Raw genomic sequence first — 15,853 nt, forward strand, 5'->3', positions numbered from 1 at the left:
GTAATGTACCTACTCCAGAAAAGATGCAAAAGATGTTAGAACAAGCCAAACAATAATAGCTTCTTGTATTGCGTAAACAGGGGCGGGGAGCGATGTTTTGCAAAGACATTCAAACTCCCCGTATTGATATCGCAAGAAGCGCTTGCGGAAGAATAGAAAACTGGTTAACTAACATTAATTGACTATCAGAGGTTTTCATCAGTGACTCACACGCAACTAGTTTCAACGTTACTTTTCTCCTTGACTCTCAGTGTTGCAACAACAGCTAGTGCAACTGAACTACAGCGAATTGTCAGCAGTGTTGAGTACCAGTTCTCAGATTTGGATACGCCAGCTACTGGACGGATGCATGCACTTGAAAAAGCCAGAGCTCAAGCTATCAATCTGTCAGAAAGCGATTATTCCATCAAAACCAAATTCACCGGAGACGGCGGCGTGGATGAGGAGACTGAATTTTCAGTAGGGCATATTGTTAGAGAGAATGTTCTTTCTGAAGAGGTTGCTGATTGCACTACTCCAAATTTGGAGGGGCAAATTTGCTACCACATTCAGCTTGAGGCAATGATTGATGCAGGCTACATCTCGCCATCATCCGAACAGCTAGAAGAGTCAGAAAAAGCATTAAGATTGGCTGAGGAACTTCTTTCCCAGTAATATCACTGTAAAGCACAAACCACTCAAGGAAGCCCTGTCTGTAATGGTCAGGGCTTTTTTATAACGTCATTTAGTTTCTAGGATAATTTTTTAACGCTAAATTTTGAACGTTGCAATAACTGCCCTTAAATAGGGCCACATAATCGCCGTAAAGCTCTTTAATGCCCCTTAAGATCACCCAATTAGAAATGTCCAAGGGTGAAATATGAGACTGCAAAAACAAGTCAAAGCCATTATCGGGGCTGTAGGTATATCCCTGGCGATGACCAACGCCTATGCAGATCCGTTACTCGAGGAAGCTGCTCGCTTGGCTAAGACTGGCACAATAGCCAAAGAGCATACTACCCTCACAGGAGATATGAGCGATGAAGATGTACGCTCTGCATTAGCAAATTTCAAAAAGCTGAACTGGACCCACATACTGCCAGTTAACAACCTTGTGATGGTTGAAAATCAGGATGGAGAGAAAATCCTAATGGACACTACCGCACGGATTGCTATCCGGGGCAAGGTAGAGGTCTATGACATGTGGAACAAGCGTCCGATCAACACACTTGCTGATGCAAAGGCTTCATGGCTAGTTACACTAGATAAGTTCAACATCAATCAAGGCGACTTAGCCAGCTATCGGTATGGCTTAGACAAAAACAAACCTGATATCACCGTCATGGTTGACCCTCGCGGCGACTACAACAAGAAATTGTTCGACCAAATGCGAGAAATGGCCGGCGACTACTCATTTGAAATCGTGCTACTCCCACTGCTAGGCGATGAATCCGTCATGGAATCAATAAAGCTGTGGTGCTCGAAGGACCAAGAAAAGTCCCTTATGGAGCTAATGGATGGTTTGACATCAACCGGCACAATTATCCCTACCTGCGACAAAGACCCGCTAATCAAAGGCCTTGGCTTGGCTGGCTTACTCAATATTAAGGGTTTGCCTCATCTAATTCGAGCTGATGGTCTTCAAAATCAAGGCGCGCCCAACAGCCTTACAGAGTTTATGGGACGCGAAACAGAAAACTTAGGAAAGGTAACAATCGATGAAACTAAGCAGTCTCAGTAAGGCGCTAATGGTATGTGGGGCAATTCTTGTCTCAACGGGTTGTACAAGCATGCTGGAAGTCGGGGAGGCGCCAACGGAGTGCCCGAACGCGGTTAATGGTGGTGTTACCTGTACTAGTGCTCGTGAAATTTGGAAGATGACGAACAACAAGAAAGCGTTAACCCAAGACATGGTGAAAAATGGCGCGGATTCTGATGCGGATTCTGATGCGGATGAAGAGGTGCAGCCCAGAGCGCCATATCCTGGCGGAACACCAGAAGAAAGACAGGCTATTTACTCTGACTACATGCAAAGCCGAGACGCCATGGCTGCACCAGAGCCTATTGCCGTTCGTCAACCGGCAAAAATTCTGCGTGTTCTGATGAACTCTTGGGAAGATGACTTCGGCCGTCTGCATATGCCCGGATACACATACGTAGAGATAGAGAAACGTAAATGGGTTGTCGGCCGTGGTGCAACAACTAATCCAGCTAGAATCACTCCGTTAAGCATCCGCAAGCAGTCACTAACAGAAGAGCGTAAGCATAATCCGACTGCCGATAACGGTATGGGAATTATTCAACGTCAACCTACACAGCAACAATAAGAGGTTCGTTAAGTGGCAGGAATTATAGATAGGCATAACTCCTTGATAGGGCATAACCAGTACGGTGACGTTTTACCTGTGCTGGAGTTTATCCCTGAGATGGGCGGCTACATTTTAGACGGTGGGTACATAGGGTTCACTTTCATCTGTCAGCCTCTGACTGGTGTAAATACAGACTTAATGAATGCTCTTGATGACTTGTATCAGCGGCAGTTCCCAGCTGACAGTTTTATGCAAGTGAGTTTGTTCGGCTCTCCTTACATCAAATGGATTCTGGACCGTTTCGGCAATATTCGTGAAGGCCGGGCAGAAGGGGAAATGGGCGAACTCTATGATGAGATCGGTCGGTCTACTCACAAATATTACTCAAAGAGCGTCGATGAGCCATTACACCCCTCGACGGGCTTAAAAGTGCGTGACTATGAAGTTTGGGTCTCTTTCAAGATGCCTCTCAAGAAGCAAGAACCATCTAAAGATGAGCTGAAGATGTTTCGTCGCATGTACCTACAATTGAAATCTACTCTTGAATCGATTGGTGCATGGCCAGAGGACATGACTGCGGAACTTTATGTTCACCGGATGCAGATCTTGCATAACCAAAGTAAGAATGCAGATTGGCGTGAAGGTGTTTGCGGTCATGATGCTGGTGTGCCACTTCGTTACCAAGTTATGGAGCGTGGGAATAGAGCCATAGTGCATCAAGACGGCATTGAATTTGGAGATACAGAGAGGGGCGAAGGTTCTTTCGTGAAGCTTCTCTCTGTACAGCGCTTTCCAGAGATACTAACTTTTGGTGATATGTACGACCTAGTATGTGATTGGCGTAGGGGGAGGGAAGGGCTGCGAGAGCCATTCTTGATGACACTCAACATCCATTTCCCTAACCAGGAGAAAGCGAGCGCTGAGTTTGTAAAGAACCGTAGTTGGTTAACACACCAAGCCTCTGGTCCACTGGCAAAATGGGTAGACCGTCTTCGCTTCCAGAAGAAGGACTATGATGAATTTTACATGTCACTGGAGAACAAGGGTGCTCAGATAGCTAACTGCTACCTACAGATGATCGTGTTTTCTGAAAACCGCGCAACAGCAGAACGAGCTGTCATGGATGTGCAGTCATTTGCCTCAAAGCGCAAATGGAAGTTTGTGGAAGACCGCTATATTTGTCTACCGCTGTATCTTTCATCTTTACCGATGGGCCTGGATGAAGCTAGCGTAAAGAATTTCCACCGCTTCAACCGTATGGCTTCGGATGCATTGAAATTTGTCACCCCTATGATCGCTTCATGGAAGGGTAATGGTTTGGGACGACCAACAGTACCGCTTGTTACTCGAGATGGTCAATTCTTCTGTTTTGATCCATTTACCTCTGACGGTAATTACAACATGTTTACCGCGGCAGCTTCAGGGTCTGGTAAGTCATTCTGGATTAACTACTTGGTTTCTAATGTACTGACATCGGGCAATATCGGTGGTGGCAATCTTTTCAGGGATACTGAACTGCCAGAAGATCATAAGCCACTAGACCGGGGCCGGGTCTTCATCATTGATGTGGGTCGTTCGTACGAGAAGCTTTGTGAGTTATATAACGGCCGATTCTTGGAGTTTGGTGAGAACTTCAAGTATTCACTCAACCCATTTAAGTCTATTCATGAGTTTGCTGGTAAAGATGGCCAGGGTGACATGGTACTGTCACTTCTCAAGTTTATGGCATCTCCATCAGGAACACTAACTGACTTCCAGACAGCGCGTATGAACGTCCTTCTTAATCAGCTGTGGGATATGAAGGGGCAAAACTCAACAATCGATGACTTTGCAGAGATTTGTAAGAAGGACCACGATGATCGGGTAAAAGATATTGGATTCCAGCTTGAACCATGGTGTAAAGACGGCCCTTACGGGGAGTTTTTTAATGATGAGAACCCTCCAGTCGACTTCTCTGGAGACTTTGTTGTAATTGAGCTCGAGGAGCTCAAATCCCGTAAGCAGTTGCAGATTGCCGTACTTCTGCAATGTATCAGCTGTATCCAGCATGAGATGTTTCTGTCAGGAAAAGACCGAAATAAACTATTTATTTTGGATGAAGCTTGGGAATATATCAAAATCAAAGGAGGGGCGGGACTGGCAGTTGCTGAATTCTTGGAAGCTGGTTGGCGCCGATTCCGTAAATATCAAGCTGCTGGTATCTGTATCACTCAGAGTATCGCTGATGCATATGAGACCGAGGTAGGCCGGGCAATGGCCGATAACTCACAGTTTAAGGTGTTTCTGCGACAAGAGCCTGAAGTTATTGAGAAGGTCAGAGCTAACAAGCAGTTCGATGGTAACGAAACTGATTTTGCATTGCTTAAGTCCATCCACACGGTTAAAGGGCAGTACTCTGAGCTTTACATCCGAACTGGTAGCTCACGTGAAGTATGTCGATTGTTTGTACCTCGATATCAACAATTGATGTTTACCACAGACGGTAAAGAGCTTTCAGCAATTGACAGGTTCCGTAAGGAAGGCATGACTATCGCACAAGCAATACAGGCAGTTATTGCTGAAGAGGAGTCAATCGGTAGACGCACATCGCAGGCGGATGATGAAGTTTTTACAGCTGAAGAACTTGAGGAAATGCTAGCCGCATAACCAAGATTAACTGAAATCGAGTTTAGTCAATACAGGGTGTCCCTAAGGGCACCCATTTTTTTTGTTTTATTAAGGGGTTGTGGGATTCAGGTTGTCGGGTAGATTCGAACCAAAGTAAGCGAGGGCATTATTTTGAATCAACCTAAACAATACACTGGTCTGTGCGCCGAAAATGCGCCAAAGGCCGAGAGGCAATTTCTATGCGTAGTTGCTGAAAAGCTTGCACGGGAGGGGTACTTCCTTCGCTCGGGAGGCTTGGAGGAGTATTCATCGCCATTTGAAGCCGGTGTGTTGGCGCCGATAGGTATAGACCCTGAGGCCCCTCGATCGATTTCCCCTCCGATGCACATATACCTTCCTTTTGGTATGGCGGGAGAAAGAGTCGCAGATCAGGAAACGTATATCGACATTCAACGGTTGCACCACATGAAGACCGGCCAGTACCACGAAGTAGCTTCTGCACATCGAGATGTAAGGTTGACAATTAGCGTGAACCGTTCCTTTGAATTGGACTCAGTCGTGCCTGCATTGCTTGGTAGTGACTTGAATAAAAAGAGTCTGTTTATGGTGTGTTGGGCATCCAATCCAACATTTGATAACAGGAATATGATTAATGACTGCTCTGGGAGTATGAGCATGGCGGTGAGAATCGCTTATTCCCATGGCATAGAGATTTTTAATACAGCGGTGCCCACTCATAAGCATCGTTTGTTGAAATGGATTACCGGAGATAACCGATGAGTAAGTGTGATACCGCAACGCTAATAGATTCCTTCTGGACTAAATTCCCTAGTCACATTGGTTTCTTGGAGCAGAGTGTGAAGCTAGGCCACAACGAAGAATTTAAAGGGCGTTACGATAGTATTAATGAGAGCATTAAAGAGATTCACCCAGCCTTACAAGTCGAATTTGGGGTGGATATGATGGAAGCAAAGGTCAATGCGATCATTGTTACTGCGAAGCAAAAAGGCGACGCTAGAATCTTATCCCAGACTATAGCCGCAGGTTGTCCAGAAAATCTGAAAGAGCTTGTTACCCCATACCGACTGCCGGCATTACCTTGGGAATCAGAAGTAACTAAAAGCTGGGTGTATGACATGTGCCGCCAGTATGGAATGCAAAGTATCGCCACCCAGGTAGGTGACTGTCTTGCAGATGCTACCTGCGCTGTTAAACTGAATGATAGTAATGGTAAAGTCCTGATCCAATTCGCCTTCAAGAACAAGCGCGAGTTGAAAGCAGTTGATGCGGAGCTTGTTATGTTGATGTTCGACCTTCTACTGGGAGAGCAGATCATTGCAGAGGCTGTTGATATTTTGAAAATCAAAACCCAGAAAGAATTACATGGAAAGAAGGGTGACTGGGTTCTCACGAATGGCCTTGGAGTGCGAGATGCGGTATTGCATGCATTGATGTAACCCCTCCAGCCAAGTATAAAGGATTGTTTGAGCTTCAGAGGATCGAGATGAACTACTTAGATTGTTTAATGCCAAGGCCTATACCAGCAGGAAAGAGCGAACTGGAGGCCTTAGTATCCACAATGGAGCAGATTCGTAATTTGATCCCTAACACCATCCCTAATGAACATAGAAAAAACTTTACTGCGTTTTTAGAGGTAGCCCCGTACATCCTTATGACTGGATATGCGAATCGAGGAATGCTTCGACCACTAGTAGCATTTGGCCAAGAGATAAATTCAGAATCCAACTTTATACCTTGGCTAAATCTCCAGCCTCTTGTTTCGCTTTGGCTTCCGTGGGGAGAAGCACGACTTAATGGAGAATTTGGCGATTACATTGATCATGCAGCACTCTCAGTAGAGCTTGCAGTACAGATACTTCCTGTACTTGCAATACAACATCCGGATGTTGTTCGCCGTGACTACCCTGACATTCCACCTGAGTTTTCTGCGTGGTGCGTCTACTCTGAGAAGCGTGGTTTTTGTGTGTTCGCCATCCCTTCAAGTTGCAACATAAGCGTACTGAGTCATGCTGATGCAGTGAGCCACATTGAGCTATTGCCCGTGAAAGCTGTTTTGGCTGGTGGTTGGTGTTTGAAGGGTGGTTTGTTGAAGTGCAAGGGAGATGTCGATATAGAAGCTATGCTGAAAGATGAGTGGTTCGAATATGAAAAAGGCGACTAATCGATTTAGCCGCCTTTAAAGGAGAATATCATTCACTATATTTGCTCCAGATAATTAAACACAACACACTGGAGAGTGTTAGAAAATCCTGTAAGTTACCATTTCAATGTTACGGTTAACCCTGCGTGCGATTAGCTTAGCTTGTTCTTCCTCTGGAGTAAGCTCGCTATCAAAATCGTAGTATTTGTACTTCTTCTTAGGTGTGAAGTCGAACATGAAGAATCCACCAGCAAGCAAGATTAAAGTGATTAATACAGCTTCCATATTTTTTACCCCTTAGGTTTAAAAGCGTTCGTGTTTGTCTTGATATGGACTTAGTATCTCGCAGGTCGTAAATCGCACAACCCCCTAAACACAGATAAAATTATATCTGCCAGAATTTTTTCAAACTCAGCACCAACTCAATCAGACCAAAACTCACAGTCACTCAATAACCAAAGGTTTTCCTACATACGCAACACCAACCTAATTACTTCAAACGGGTGCATGGCGCTTGCGCCCAGTATATTTTGTCTCAACACCGCCCCCAATAAAGCAGAAGAAGGTAGAGGATGCTCTACCAAGGCATTCGCTTCTAACGGGTGCATTACTGTATATTTTGGGGTAGACGCTTTAACTCTTCATCACTCGGCTTCACTGCGCAGAACTTACTCAAGTCCGACACCTTAAGCTGTTTCCGAAAACCGCGATTTTGCCAAGACATATAAGGCATGGTCTGATTGCCGATTAACGTCTCACCTCCTCCAAGCCATGTGTATAACTGCTCAAGATGGTTGAATTGAGCAGATGAATTAAACCCAAGCTCCTTATCTAGCTTTACACCACGAAAGCGATAGCGAAGCCGTGGCGGGATTTGTTCAATGAGTTCGCGTAGTGGGGTCGAAGGGGTCGGCACTTCTCTCGGTAGCTGGCCAGTTAGTTTGAAGCGCATTAGCTTACGCGGATCTCTTATCATTGCCTGAATAGCTTTATTGCTCACAGTTACCCTTAAGATTGTTAGTTTGTTTGTAATTTTTATAGGGTAAGCGATACCTCGGATCCGGCAAGTGATGGAGATTATTTACAAGGGGAATATTGCCTTGAACTAGCCTCCATTATCATGTTCAGCTTGCCTTCGTAGGTAAGACTGGTGATGGCGAAAGAACGAAGCCTAGAAGTCTTTGGCGACCTCTCAAAGGTTTTGCGAGACTGGTAAAGGTTGCCAGAGTGATGCTTGACTACGGGAGGAATGAGGAAGCAGTTCTCTGCGACTTCTTAGGGGTTGTCAGGGACTTTTGATTTAATCACCACCCGTACCTTAATGAGTCGTTTCCAACCTCTTTAAGGTTCTGCACGACCTCTTGTGGTGGCGCAAATTCAGGGAGATGTCTTAAGGTTGCATACGTCTAACTGGATTAAATAGTGCGCGGAAATGCAGCTCATTAGTTTGATTGAAGATTGACGATGTTCGCCATTGGGAACCCTATGTGATTAAAGGAAATATCGATCACCTTACACGCAAGGAACAATGCCGTAATCTTGGCGGGTCGGCACCGATCTGGAAGCTCATTGCTATAACGCCGTATTGCCGAACATGCCTTTTACGGCACCGAATAGAATAGGGTAGAGATTAAACATTAGAATAATGTTCGCGAGTTTTTCTGTGGTATGCTTTGGCTGGGTCTGCATGGGGGCTCCAACCTAAGCTGACCTGGCGAAAAGGGGAGGGTGAGTGGCGTCAAAGCTGCTTGCCCTTTCTTCTCTATCCAAGCTTTAACGTGGCCAAGACTGAGTTAGCCAGCCCTCCTCATAACTTCTCTATTAAGTCTTATTGTCACCCCAAATGAAAGCATCATCCTTCTCAGGAAAACTCTTCGTTGTTCACTCACAGTTACGATAAGCAGAAGAAGGCTGAGACTATCAGCCTATCTATGATTACTTCTCCACCTATCACGGCTGCTGCGTGCTCTTTAGTAGAAGGCAAATATTGGTTGTGGCGAATCTAAGCAATTAACCTATGAAGTGAATATCGAGGTAGCCACTTAGTTTTAGTTTGTCGCTAGCTGTAGTGGCTCGCAAACATAATCCCGCAAGCTTGATTACATCCGGTTTTCCCGACTCAGATTAATTGATAATAAGCCAAGTGCTCGGCTCACAATCAGTGCCAATGAGATTTGCCGCTGTGCCATCGGGCTTGAATTCATCTAGCTAGGCTCACATTAGGTACCAACAAATGACTTGAGTTGCGTAAGTACGGTTTTCGTCATAATGTCCATTTCTAACAGTCTCTCCAGCGTATCCATGACCATCACTTCGTTTTCAGGTTGAATGTCTTCTGCAAGCCACCGCTCACATTGCTGCTGAAATAAACTCAGCGAACCCAGCTGTTCCTGGTAAGCTCTTTCCGTTCTGATTAGCTCACAGGCCGAAAACAAAAATGGATTACCCTTTGCTTTCTCCAGGTTGAGGGTCTGCTGTTGGGTACTGCTGTGCACTTCCTCAACCATTTGAACAAGTAAAGGCAGCATGCTAATCGGCTGCCACTGTATCTTTTCAGACATAAAGTTCCTTTAAATGGGCAGCCCAGCTTCCCGCAAGTCCTGCGTAATTTCTTTGACCCGATTAGCATCCAACTCACCTTTAAAAAATTTCCGAAGCTCAGCCGGTTTGTAATGAAACTGATCCACCAGTACTTTTTCGCTGTAGCCATGCCGGATAAGACGTGGCTCTATATCATTGATCCGTCTGGACAGGGTTAAATCCAACACGTCAACCGTGATAGGTTTCACACCCACATTAAAACCTTCTTCCAATGCCAGCGATAAGTGTTGCTCAATTTGCAATGGTGTCGTCAATCGCTCTACCAGGTAGTCGATGGCCTGTTCCTCGATGACATCTGTGGGTTTGGTTTTATCATCTGTGCAATTGTCCAGCAGCCAGTACACGTACTCGCGCAAGTTGCCCTGCATAGCATCTAATGACACGACAATGGTCCGATAACCTACTTCTTCCATCGTTGGGCCTTTTAAGTCATTTTTTAGCTTTGGATGACCGGCTAATAAAATTGACAGTTTGCCACCACCGTCTCTGATCACTTCCATCAACCGTTTTAATCCCGTCAGCGTACGATGATGCAAATCATGGGCTTCGTCCACTAACAGCACCACTGGCTTTTTGACATCCTGAATTAAGTCGCGTAATTCACGTTCCCGCTTCTCGCCGAGTTTGGGTACCCGATAGTCTTTATCTCCGCTGACATCATAAAACAGAGCGGTGATCAGCGTTCCAAGATTGGTCTTTGTCTTCTCGACAGACAACGATTTTGCAACAATGACTTTTTTCTCTTTCGCCAGTAAGTCTTGCAGTCGTGATAATGTCGTGGTTTTACCGCTGCCGACTACACCGGATAATGCAATCAGCTGCCCCTCAGGGATCACCTTTTTGAGCTGATTAAAGATCCGCCGCTGGTGCTCAGTTTCGAAATAGTCCGCGTCCCGAAAATACTTAATAATGCCGTAGTGCTCCATGACTTCAAGTTGCATGAGTGCTATCTCCTTTTGGATGGAAGTACGATTTCAGTCGTGCCATGACAACGGATTTTTCCAATGTTTCATCCAAAATGGCTTCTATAAAGTCCCGATCTGTTTGGCTTAACAGCGCCAGTGGCTTACCGAGATAGTCTGCGATGGCGAGCTTTGCTTTGAGTACACTTGAGTAGCTCAGGTCGTTATAAGGATCAGGGTCTGCAAACGGTTTATCCGCAATAACATTCACGGTTTTAAGCATCGTTTTGAGGATGGCCACATTTTGCTCGTCCCCAATATCCCGCAAGCTCAGCGACTTTGCCAAAGTTTCTAATTTATCTAATTTTTTCTCAGCCTGAGTCTTTTTAAATTTCCGGTACCGGTAGAGAGGAATAGGACCGCTGACTGGAAGATATGCTCCGTACCGCTTGCCTTCATGTTCAACAAATAGTTCGTCGTCAAACAGCCCCCACCAGAGTACAACCCGTTCACCGGCAAGTTCCGGACTGATTTCATAAACGGTGCCATCGACGCTGATCCTGGCATCAATGCCGACAGTACGTTGCTCCGGTTCTCTGGCAAATGCACAAAATCGCTCCCAGCTGCACATGCTTTGAATACCAGAAGGCGGAATATTGAGTTGCCAGTCCTCCATGCGGGAATGAGTCTCTAAACGGTGCGAGTGGTCGTTATATTGCTTTAGGTATTCCCGCAGCATGTCATTGGCTTCGACCTCATTTTTGGGTTCCCGCAGGTGATAGAGCACTTCATGGCATTCTTTGACTGTCCGAAAGGCTCGCTCGACTTTGCCTTTTGAACGGGCAGTTTTGCGCCTGTCAGTGGCGCTTGCAGGTTCATGGACTTTCAGCTCAACGCCCAAAAATACCATGACATTGCGAAATACACGGCTTTTAGCGATGGGACCATTATCCAGATAGATGGTTTTCGGGATACCACGGAATGGAAACTCGCTGTCAGACTTCGCACTCATGGCATTGAACAAAAACAGTAAGGCCGCTGGCGTATCCTCGCCATAGACGTTCCGATATTCCTGATAGCAAACCCCGCTGCGGTCATCGACCACGCTGTAGAGCATCAGCAGCGGCCTGCCTTTTTGTGGATCAAACCAGAGCGGTTCCTGCACATGCTTCAAATCAGATGGGCTTAGATCGAATTGCCAGCATTCATTGCTATATGTGGCTTGGAACCGGACCGCAGGCGTATCTCTGAGTACTTGTTTCGGATTAAAACCCCATTGCTGCAGGTAACGATTGACGGTTGCTTTGTTCAATCGTCCAACCGGCACTTTGATGAACCCATAATCCGAGCCAACACCTGTGCGCTCCAGCAGTGCAATCGCATTGGCTGTTGAAAGATGACGGCCATTTTTATTCATCGTACGGATCTTCAGCGCCGCAATGATTTCGCAATACTGTTCCAGTTCAGCCTGCGGAATGGCTCTGGGTTTACCCGCATCGCTGCGGCGGATGGATTTTGGCTGGTACAAATTGCGTAAGTGTCGGTACAAGGAACTTTCTGAAATGCCGTAGAGGGCTGTGGCCTGTGCAATGATGTCACGTCGCTGAGCACAGCGCGGCGGTAAGCCTTCCAATCGATGGTAGAGATCAATCAAAACTTCCTGTGCAATGCCGCGCTTCGCTGAGTTCATGGCATCACCTGAGCCCAACACTGCCAATACCAACTCCCTGAAGTCGTAGGTATTTATAAAGAGTGGTCTTGGAGATATTGAGCTGTGCGGCAATTTGCTGCGCACTGAGACTGCCTTGCTTGTATAATGCTTCTGCCGCTATTGCCACATTTTGGGCGTCTTTGCTAAGTCCTGCTGGTCGCCCTCCGTTGCGTCCGCGTGCCCGAGCCGAAGCCAATCCTGCTTTTGTGCGCTCCCTAATCAAATCCCGTTCAAATTCAGCGATGGAGGCAAACACATTCGTGATGAGACGCCCTTGTGGCGTGGTGGTATCCACTGGGTCGTTAAGACTGCGAAGGCCAATCTGCTGTTCGGTCAATTGGTTCATCAAATGCACCAAATGCTGTAACGACCGTCCGAGCCGGTCCAGTTTATATACCACGATGATGTCGCCAGCTCTGAGCTGACCAAGTAAATCATCAAGGCCAGGTCTTTTGGTTTTTGCGCCGGAAGCGATATCTCTAAAAACACGTTCACAACCGGCGTTTTTGAGCGCGTCTTCCTGCAGGTCAAAACTTTGCCCTTTGGTGCTGATCCGGCAGTACCCAAAAATCATCAGATAACCCTGAATCGTTCATTTAATTGAATGAAAGAGTATGGTTCTGAACGCTGATTTCATCAACCAGTTAACTGAACGGTTTTTTGAGAATTTTTTTCAGGGTTGCTGTCGTTTTCAGAAGACGGCTGCACTGAACGTCAGAAGCCGACTGCACTATAGCAGCGGAGGGGTTGGATCCATCAGGCAACGACGGGCTGCTGCCGGCCATCAGCGGACGCAGGGAGGACTTTCCGCAACCGGCCGTTCGATGCGGCACCGATGGCCTTCGCGCAGGGGTAGTGAATCCGCCAGGATTGACTTGCGCTGCCCTACCTCTCACTAGTGAGGGGCGGCAGCGCATCAAGCGGTGAGCGCACTCCGGCACCGCCAACTTTCAGCACATGCGTGTAAATCATCGTCGTAGAGACGTCGGAATGGCCGAGCAGATCCTGCACGGTTCGAATGTCGTAACCGCTGCGGAGCAAGGCCGTCGCGAACGAGTGGCGGAGGGTGTGCGGTGTGGCGGGCTTCGTGATGCCTGCTTGTTCTACGGCACGTCTGAAGGCGCGCTGAAAGGTCTGGTCATACATGTGATGGCGACGCACGACACCGCTCCGTGGATCGGTCGAATGCGTGTGCTGCGCAAAAACCCAGAACCACGGCCAGGAATGCCCGGCGCGCGGATACTTCCGCTCAAGGGCGTCGGGAAGCGCAACGCCGCTGCGGCCTCGGCCTGGTCCTTCAGCCACCATGCCCGTGCACGCGACAGCTGCTCGCGCAGGCTGGGTGCCAAGCTCTCGGGTAACATCAAGGCCCGATCCTTGGAGCCCTTGCCCTCCCGCACGATGATCGTGCCGTGATCGAAATCCAGATCCTTGACCCGCAGTTGCAAACCCTCACTGATCCGCATGCCCGTTCCATACAGAAGCTGGGCGAACAAACGATGCTCGCCTTCCAGAAAACCGAGGATGCGAACCACTTCATCCGGGGTCAGCACCACCGGCAAGCGCCGCGACGGCCGAGGTCTTCCGATCTCCTGAAGCCAGGGCAGATCCGTGCACAGCACCTTGCCGTAGAAGAACAGCAAGGCCGCCAATGCCTGACGATGCGTGGAGACCGAAACCTTGCGCTCGTTCGCCAGCCAGGACAGAAATGCCTCGACTTCGCTGCTGCCCAAGGTTGCCGGGTGACGCACACCGTGGAAACGGATGAAGGCACGAACCCAGTTGACATAAGCCTGTTCGGTTCGTAAACTGTAATGCAAGTAGCGTATGCGCTCACGCAACTGGTCCAGAACCTTGACCGAACGCAGCGGTGGTAACGGCGCAGTGGCGGTTTTCATGGCTTGTTATGACTGTTTTTTTGTACAGTCTATGCCTCGGGCATCCAAGCAGCAAGCGCGTTACGCCGTGGGTCGATGTTTGATGTTATGGAGCAGCAACTATGGTAAGTACGGGACAGGGCAGTCGCCCTAAAACAAAGTTAGGCATCACAAAGTACAGCATCGTGACCAACAGCAACGATTCCGTCACACTGCGCCTCATGACTGAGCATGACCTTGCGATGCTCTATGAGTGGCTAAATCGATCTCATATCGTCGAGTGGTGGGGCGGAGAAGAAGCACGCCCGACACTTGCTGACGTACAGGAACAGTACTTGCCAAGCGTTTTAGCGCAAGAGTCCGTCACTCCATACATTGCAATGCTGAATGGAGAGCCGATTGGGTATGCCCAGTCGTACGTTGCTCTTGGAAGCGGGGACGGATGGTGGGAAGAAGAAACCGATCCAGGAGTACGCGGAATAGACCAGTCACTGGCGAATGCATCACAACTGGGCAAAGGCTTGGGAACCAAGCTGGTTCGAGCTCTGGTTGAGTTGCTGTTCAATGATCCCGAGGTCACCAAGATCCAAACGGACCCGTCGCCGAGCAACTTGCGAGCGATCCGATGCTACGAGAAAGCGGGGTTTGAGAGGCAAGGTACCGTAACCACCCCAGATGGTCCAGCCGTGTACATGGTTCAAACACGCCAGGCATTCGAGCGAACACGCAGTGATGCCTAACCCTTCCATCGAGGGGGACGTCCAAGGGCTGGCGCCCTTGGCCGCCCCTCATGTCAAACGTTAAACATCATGAGGGAAGCGGTGATCGCCGAAGTATCGACTCAACTATCAGAGGTAGTTGGCGTCATCGAGCGCCATCTCGAACCGACGTTGCTGGCCGTACATTTGTACGGCTCCGCAGTGGATGGCGGCCTGAAGCCACACAGTGATATTGATTTGCTGGTTACGGTGACCGTAAGGCTTGATGAAACAACGCGGCGAGCTTTGATCAACGACCTTTTGGAAACTTCGGCTTCCCCTGGAGAGAGCGAGATTCTCCGCGCTGTAGAAGTCACCATTGTTGTGCACGACGACATCATTCCGTGGCGTTATCCAGCTAAGCGCGAACTGCAATTTGGAGAATGGCAGCGCAATGACATTCTTGCAGGTATCTTCGAGCCAGCCACGATCGACATTGATCTGGCTATCTTGCTGACAAAAGCAAGAGAACATAGCGTTGCCTTGGTAGGTCCAGCGGCGGAGGAACTCTTTGATCCGGTTCCTGAACAGGATCTATTTGAGGCGCTAAATGAAACCTTAACGCTATGGAACTCGCCGCCCGACTGGGCTGGCGATGAGCGAAATGTAGTGCTTACGTTGTCCCGCATTTGGTACAGCGCAGTAACCGGCAAAATCGCGCCGAAGGATGTCGCTGCCGACTGGGCAATGGAGCGCCTGCCGGCCCAGTATCAGCCCGTCATACTTGAAGCTAGACAGGCTTATCTTGGACAAGAAGAAGATCGCTTGGCCTCGCGCGCAGATCAGTTGGAAGAATTTGTTCACTACGTGAAAGGCGAGATCACCAAGGTAGTCGGCAAATAATGTCTAACTCAAGCGTTAGATGCACTAAGCACATAATTGCTCACAGCCAAACTATCAGGTCAAGTCTGCTTTTATTATTTTTAAGCGTGCATAATAAGCCCTACA

The 15,853-nt window shown here is 47.9% G+C and carries 15 protein-coding genes and 1 pseudogene; 9 read left to right on the forward strand and 7 right to left on the reverse strand.

Annotation, left to right across the window (positions count from 1 at the left end; genetic code table 11):
• Positions 1–201 precede the first annotated feature (201 nt).
• From N5E87_RS21195 to N5E87_RS21225, 7 genes are all read left to right on the forward strand, one after another.
• Positions 202–654, forward strand: a complete 453-nt coding sequence (locus tag N5E87_RS21195; RefSeq protein WP_279775879.1) for a hypothetical protein — start codon at positions 202–204, stop codon at positions 652–654.
• A gap of 205 nt (positions 655–859) precedes the next feature.
• A complete protein-coding gene (locus tag N5E87_RS21200; RefSeq protein ID WP_279775880.1) occupies positions 860–1,720 on the forward strand; it encodes a hypothetical protein in 861 nt (286 codons plus the stop codon).
• Positions 1,698–2,306, forward strand: a complete 609-nt coding sequence (locus N5E87_RS21205; RefSeq protein ID WP_279775881.1) for a TraV family lipoprotein — start codon at positions 1,698–1,700, stop codon at positions 2,304–2,306. Before N5E87_RS21200 ends, N5E87_RS21205 begins: the two co-directional genes overlap by 23 nt.
• Positions 2,307–2,318: 12 nt before the next feature.
• Entirely contained in the window at positions 2,319–4,934 is a 2,616-nt protein-coding gene (locus tag N5E87_RS21210) for a TraC family protein (RefSeq protein ID WP_279775883.1), read from the forward strand.
• Between the two features lie 132 nt (positions 4,935–5,066).
• A complete protein-coding gene (locus N5E87_RS21215) occupies positions 5,067–5,675 on the forward strand; it encodes a hypothetical protein (RefSeq protein WP_279775884.1) in 609 nt (202 codons plus the stop codon).
• Between the two features lie 77 nt (positions 5,676–5,752).
• Entirely contained in the window at positions 5,753–6,352 is a 600-nt protein-coding gene (locus tag N5E87_RS21220; RefSeq protein ID WP_279775885.1) for a hypothetical protein, read from the forward strand.
• A gap of 47 nt (positions 6,353–6,399) precedes the next feature.
• Complete coding sequence (locus N5E87_RS21225) at positions 6,400–7,077, forward strand: hypothetical protein (protein WP_279775886.1); 678 nt, start codon at positions 6,400–6,402, stop codon at positions 7,075–7,077.
• A gap of 78 nt (positions 7,078–7,155) precedes the next feature.
• Here the strand turns inward: N5E87_RS21225 and N5E87_RS21230 are convergent, their stop codons facing one another.
• The 7 genes and pseudogenes from N5E87_RS21230 to intI1 form a co-directional block, all read right to left on the reverse strand.
• The gene (locus N5E87_RS21230; protein ID WP_279775887.1) at positions 7,156–7,341 is read right to left on the reverse strand and encodes a hypothetical protein; all 186 of its coding nucleotides are present in this window, start codon (positions 7,339–7,341) and stop codon (positions 7,156–7,158) included.
• Between the two features lie 322 nt (positions 7,342–7,663).
• Positions 7,664–8,056, reverse strand: a complete 393-nt coding sequence (locus tag N5E87_RS21235) for a hypothetical protein (RefSeq protein WP_279775888.1) — start codon at positions 8,054–8,056, stop codon at positions 7,664–7,666.
• A 1,219-nt stretch (positions 8,057–9,275) separates the two neighbouring features.
• A complete protein-coding gene (locus tag N5E87_RS21240) occupies positions 9,276–9,617 on the reverse strand; it encodes a hypothetical protein (protein ID WP_011918360.1) in 342 nt (113 codons plus the stop codon).
• A gap of 9 nt (positions 9,618–9,626) precedes the next feature.
• Complete coding sequence (locus N5E87_RS21245) at positions 9,627–10,598, reverse strand: AAA family ATPase (protein ID WP_011790475.1); 972 nt, start codon at positions 10,596–10,598, stop codon at positions 9,627–9,629.
• Positions 10,588–12,228: a DDE-type integrase/transposase/recombinase gene (locus N5E87_RS21250; RefSeq protein WP_167313644.1), complete on the reverse strand. Its 1,641-nt coding sequence runs from the start codon at positions 12,226–12,228 to the stop codon at positions 10,588–10,590. The genes N5E87_RS21245 and N5E87_RS21250 overlap by 11 nt, the downstream gene beginning before the upstream one ends.
• Before the next feature lie 25 nt (positions 12,229–12,253).
• Positions 12,254–12,844, reverse strand: a complete 591-nt coding sequence (locus tag N5E87_RS21255) for a recombinase family protein (RefSeq protein WP_011790473.1) — start codon at positions 12,842–12,844, stop codon at positions 12,254–12,256.
• 311 nt (positions 12,845–13,155) lie between these two features.
• Positions 13,156–14,168: pseudogene (gene intI1, locus N5E87_RS21260) on the reverse strand (class 1 integron integrase IntI1).
• A gap of 164 nt (positions 14,169–14,332) precedes the next feature.
• Here intI1 and N5E87_RS21265 point away from each other — a divergent pair.
• Both N5E87_RS21265 and aadA1 read left to right on the forward strand, forming a co-directional pair.
• On the forward strand, positions 14,333–14,887 hold the full coding sequence (locus N5E87_RS21265; protein WP_003159191.1) for an aminoglycoside N-acetyltransferase AAC(6')-Ib4: 555 nt from the start codon (positions 14,333–14,335) through the stop codon (positions 14,885–14,887).
• Positions 14,888–14,956: 69 nt separating this feature from the next.
• Entirely contained in the window at positions 14,957–15,748 is a 792-nt protein-coding gene (gene aadA1, locus N5E87_RS21270) for an ANT(3'')-Ia family aminoglycoside nucleotidyltransferase AadA1 (protein ID WP_001206316.1), read from the forward strand.
• The last annotated feature ends 105 nt before the right edge of the window (positions 15,749–15,853 follow it).

The sequence above is a fragment of the Shewanella sp. GD03713 genome (assembly GCF_029843705.1).
Classification (GTDB): Bacteria; Pseudomonadota; Gammaproteobacteria; order Enterobacterales; family Shewanellaceae; genus Shewanella.